We start from the raw sequence: 4,345 nt of genomic DNA on the forward strand, positions 1-4,345 counted from the left end.
GTCTTGAACTGCCGGCTATCGGCTGAGAGGGAGTATTGGTCATCAATATGACAGCTACAAATTCATTAATTTGCAGACATCGATAGAGAAAAACTAATGATCATCCCCATCACATAATGACGATGCAGACGAAGGAGACGCTTGTACAAACGGCGCGTTTCTTACAGACACAAAAAACCGGGCACTAGGCCCGGTTCCTTGTTTCAGACTGACGTCTTACTCGGCAGATACAGCTTCGCCAGCAGTAGCACGATCAACCAACTCGACGTACGCCATAGGCGCGTTGTCGCCAGCGCGGAAACCGCACTTGAGGATGCGCAGGTAGCCACCCTCACGGGTAGCGTAACGCTTGCCCAGGTCGTTGAAGAGCTTACCAACGATAGCTTTCGAACGAGTACGGTCGAAAGCCAGGCGGCGGTTAGCAACGCTATCTATCTTGGCCAAAGTGATCAGCGGCTCGGCAACGCGGCGCAGTTCTTTGGCTTTTGGCAGAGTAGTTTTGATCAGCTCGTGCTCGAACAGCGACACCGCCATGTTTTGGAACATGGCCTTGCGGTGCGAGCTGGTGCGGCTCAGGTGACGACCACTTTTACGATGACGCATGGTTCATTCCTTACCAAACACTACGTTCGGTGATTACGACGATCAGGCAGTCGCCTTGTCGTCCTTCTTAAGACTTGCAGGCGGCCAGTTGTCGAGGCGCATGCCGAGGGACAGACCGCGGGAGGCCAGAACGTCCTTGATTTCAGTCAAGGATTTCTTGCCCAGGTTCGGAGTCTTCAACAGCTCTACTTCGGTACGCTGAATCAGGTCGCCGATGTAGTAGATGTTTTCCGCCTTAAGGCAGTTAGCCGAACGTACAGTCAGTTCCAGATCGTCAACCGGGCGAAGCAGGATCGGATCGATCTCGTCTTCCTGCTCGACAACCACTGGCTCACTGTCACCCTTGAGGTCGACGAACGCAGCCAACTGCTGTTGCAGGATGGTTGCAGCGCGGCGAATTGCCTCTTCAGGATCCAGAGTACCGTTGGTTTCCAGATCAATAACCAGCTTGTCCAGGTTAGTACGCTGCTCGACACGGGCGTTTTCCACCACGTATGCGATACGGCGAACCGGGCTGAACGAAGAGTCAAGCTGCAAGCGACCGATGCTGCGGCTTTCGTCTTCATCGCTCTGACGCGAGTCTGCCGGTTCATAACCACGACCACGAGCTACTACGAGCTTCATGTTCAGGGCGCCGTTAGACGCCAGGTTAGCGATTACGTGATCGGGATTAACGATCTCGACATCATGATCCAGCTGAATATCGGCAGCGGTAACCACCCCCGAACCCTTCTTCGACAAGGTCAGCGTAACTTCGTCACGACCGTGCAGCTTGATAGCCAGACCTTTAAGGTTCAACAGGATTTCAATGACGTCTTCCTGTACACCTTCGATGGCGCTGTACTCGTGGAGCACACCGTCAATCTCGGCCTCGACTACTGCACAGCCGGGCATTGAGGACAACAGGATGCGGCGCAGCGCGTTGCCCAGGGTATGGCCAAAGCCACGCTCGAGAGGCTCGAGAGTGATCTTGGCGCGGGTTGGACTGACAACCTGCACATCAATGTGGCGGGGTGTCAGGAACTCATTTACCGAAATCTGCATGGATGCACCTATTTTCTAGCCCTTACTTGGAGTAGAGCTCGACAATCAGGCTTTCGTTGATGTCGGCGGACAGATCACTGCGAGCAGGAACGTTCTTGAAAACGCCCGACTTCTTCTCAGTGTCTACTTCTACCCATTCTACGCGGCCACGTTGGGCACACAGATCGAGAGCTTGGACAATGCGAAGTTGATTTTTTGCTTTCTCGCGAACAGCGACCACGTCACCAGCACGAACCTGGTAGGACGGAACGTTAACGGTCTGACCGTTTACGCTGATCGACTTGTGCGATACCAGCTGACGGGATTCGGCACGAGTCGAACCAAAGCCCATACGGTATACAACGTTGTCCAGACGGCATTCGAGCAGTTGCAGCAGGTTTTCACCGGTTGCACCTTTCTTGCCAGCAGCTTCTTTGTAGTAGCCGCTGAATTGACGCTCGAGAACGCCGTAGATACGACGGACCTTCTGCTTTTCACGCAGTTGGGTGCCGTAGTCGGACTGGCGACCGCGGCGTTGGCCGTGGATACCAGGTGCTGCTTCAATGTTGCACTTCGATTCGATCGCGCGCACGCCGCTCTTCAGGAAGAGATCGGTGCCTTCGCGACGAGCGAGTTTGCATTTTGGACCAATGTAACGAGCCATTCTTTACAATCTCCTGGATTACACGCGGCGCTTCTTCGGCGGACGGCACCCGTTGTGCGGGATTGGCGTCACGTCGGTGATGCTGGCGATCTTGTAGCCACAGCCGTTCAAAGCGCGGACTGCGGATTCACGACCTGGACCTGGACCTTTGACGTTGACGTCGAGGTTTTTCAGGCCGTATTCCAGCGCAGCTTGACCAGCACGTTCAGCAGCTACTTGAGCAGCAAACGGGGTGGACTTGCGGGAACCGCGGAAACCCGAACCACCGGAGGTAGCCCAGGAAAGAGCGTTACCTTGACGGTCGGTGATGGTCACGATGGTGTTGTTAAAAGATGCATGGATGTGGGCGATGCCATCAACCACTGTCTTTTTAACTTTTTTACGAGGACGAGCAGCAGGTTTTGCCATGATTAAATTCCTGTCGATTCGCTGGGGCGATTACTTGCGGATCGGCTTACGCGGACCTTTACGGGTACGCGCGTTGGTCTTGGTACGCTGACCGCGCACTGGAAGACCGCGACGATGACGCAGACCGCGATAGCAACCGAGGTCCATCAAGCGCTTGATTTTCATGTTGATTTCGCGACGCAGGTCACCTTCAGTGGTGAACTTCGCCACTTCGCCACGCAGCTGTTCAATTTGCTCGTCGCTCAGATCTTTGATCTTTGCTGCTGGGTTTACCCCAGTCTCTGCACAAATTTTCTGTGCAGTAGTGCGACCAACACCATAGATGTAGGTCAGCGAGATAACAGTATGCTTGTTATCTGGAATGTTAACGCCTGCAATACGGGCCATTCAGTGGGACTCCAATTGACAGCTACCTACGCCCCGGAAGCCAAGAAATAGGGCGCGAGATAATATCGCTGTAATAACAAATAATCAACCCGGTAGCGCACTAGCTACCGGGCTTGAAGCACAATCACACTCAGCCTTGGCGCTGTTTGTGACGCGGTTCCGCGCTGCAAATTACTCGAACAACACCTTCGCGGCGAATAATCTTGCAGTTACGGCACAGCTTTTTCACCGATGCACGAACTTTCATCACCAACTCCTCGAACCTTATGGGTCAGCGCAGCATGCCGCTGCCGTAACCCTTCAGGTTGGCTTTCTTCATCAGGGATTCGTACTGGTGCGAAACGAGGTGCGATTGTACTTGGGACATGAAGTCCATCACAACCACGACGACGATCAGCAACGAGGTCCCGCCAAGGTAGAACGGTACGTTGGCTGCAACCACCAGGAACTGGGGCAACAGGCAGACGGCCGTCATGTAAAGAGCACCGAACATGGTCAAGCGAGTCAGAACGCCATCAATGTAGCGCGCAGACTGCTCACCTGGACGGATGCCCGGAATAAAGGCACCGGACTTCTTCAGGTTTTCCGCTACGTCTTTCGGATTGAACATCAACGCCGTATAGAAGAAGCAGAAGAAAATAATCCCTGCACTAAACAGCAGAATATTCAACGGCTGACCAGGAGCGATCGACTGCGAGATGTCCTGCAACCAGCCCATACCTTCAGACTGACCGAACCAGGCACCCAACGAAGCCGGGAACAGCAAAATGCTGCTCGCGAAAATAGCCGGAATAACACCGGCCATGTTCACCTTCAGCGGCAAGTGGCTGGTCTGCGCGGCAAAGACCTTGCGGCCTTGCTGACGCTTGGCGTAGTGAACAGCAATACGACGCTGACCACGCTCAATGAACACCACGAAACCGATAATCGCTACTGCCAGCAAACCGATGGCAACCAGGGCGAAGATGTTGATATCACCCTGACGCGCAGACTCGAAAGACTGCCCGATCGCTCTCGGAAGACCGGCGACGATACCCGAAAAAATCAACATCGAGATACCGTTGCCAACACCACGCTCAGTAATCTGCTCACCCAGCCACATCATGAACATCGCACCAGCCACAAACGTGGATACCGCGACGAAATGGAAGCCAAAGTCACCAGTGAACGCAACGCCCTGCCCCGCCAGACCAATGGACATGCCAATAGCCTGGACGAGAGCGAGGACGACAGTGCCGTAGCGGGTGTACTGGCTGATCT

The 4,345-nt window shown here is 54.2% G+C and carries 7 protein-coding genes; all 7 read right to left on the minus strand.

What is annotated here, in order from left to right:
* Positions 1-216: 216 nt before the first annotated feature.
* Entirely contained in the window at positions 217-603 is a 387-nt protein-coding gene (gene rplQ, locus ACXRVY_RS18490; RefSeq protein WP_046041617.1) for a 50S ribosomal protein L17, read from the minus strand.
* Positions 604-645: 42 nt separating this feature from the next.
* Positions 646-1,647 carry a DNA-directed RNA polymerase subunit alpha gene (locus ACXRVY_RS18495; RefSeq protein WP_007970428.1) on the minus strand — a complete coding sequence of 334 codons (1,002 nt, stop codon included), beginning with the start codon at positions 1,645-1,647 and terminating at the stop codon, positions 646-648.
* Between the two features lie 22 nt (positions 1,648-1,669).
* Positions 1,670-2,290: a 30S ribosomal protein S4 gene (rpsD, locus tag ACXRVY_RS18500; RefSeq protein WP_003176404.1), complete on the minus strand. Its 621-nt coding sequence runs from the start codon at positions 2,288-2,290 to the stop codon at positions 1,670-1,672.
* Positions 2,291-2,308: 18 nt separating this feature from the next.
* Positions 2,309-2,698, minus strand: coding sequence for a 30S ribosomal protein S11 (gene rpsK, locus ACXRVY_RS18505; protein WP_002555466.1), 390 nt, complete (start codon positions 2,696-2,698; stop codon positions 2,309-2,311).
* A gap of 30 nt (positions 2,699-2,728) precedes the next feature.
* Positions 2,729-3,085, minus strand: a complete 357-nt coding sequence (rpsM, locus tag ACXRVY_RS18510) for a 30S ribosomal protein S13 (protein ID WP_009045849.1) — start codon at positions 3,083-3,085, stop codon at positions 2,729-2,731.
* A gap of 130 nt (positions 3,086-3,215) precedes the next feature.
* Positions 3,216-3,332, minus strand: coding sequence for a 50S ribosomal protein L36 (gene rpmJ, locus ACXRVY_RS18515; protein WP_002555468.1), 117 nt, complete (start codon positions 3,330-3,332; stop codon positions 3,216-3,218).
* A 24-nt stretch (positions 3,333-3,356) separates the two neighbouring features.
* Positions 3,357-4,345, minus strand: a 989-nt coding sequence (gene secY, locus ACXRVY_RS18520) for a preprotein translocase subunit SecY (RefSeq protein ID WP_458237936.1), incomplete at its 5' end; no start/stop codon positions are given.

This window comes from Pseudomonas sp. P5_A2_2, from assembly GCF_054177685.1.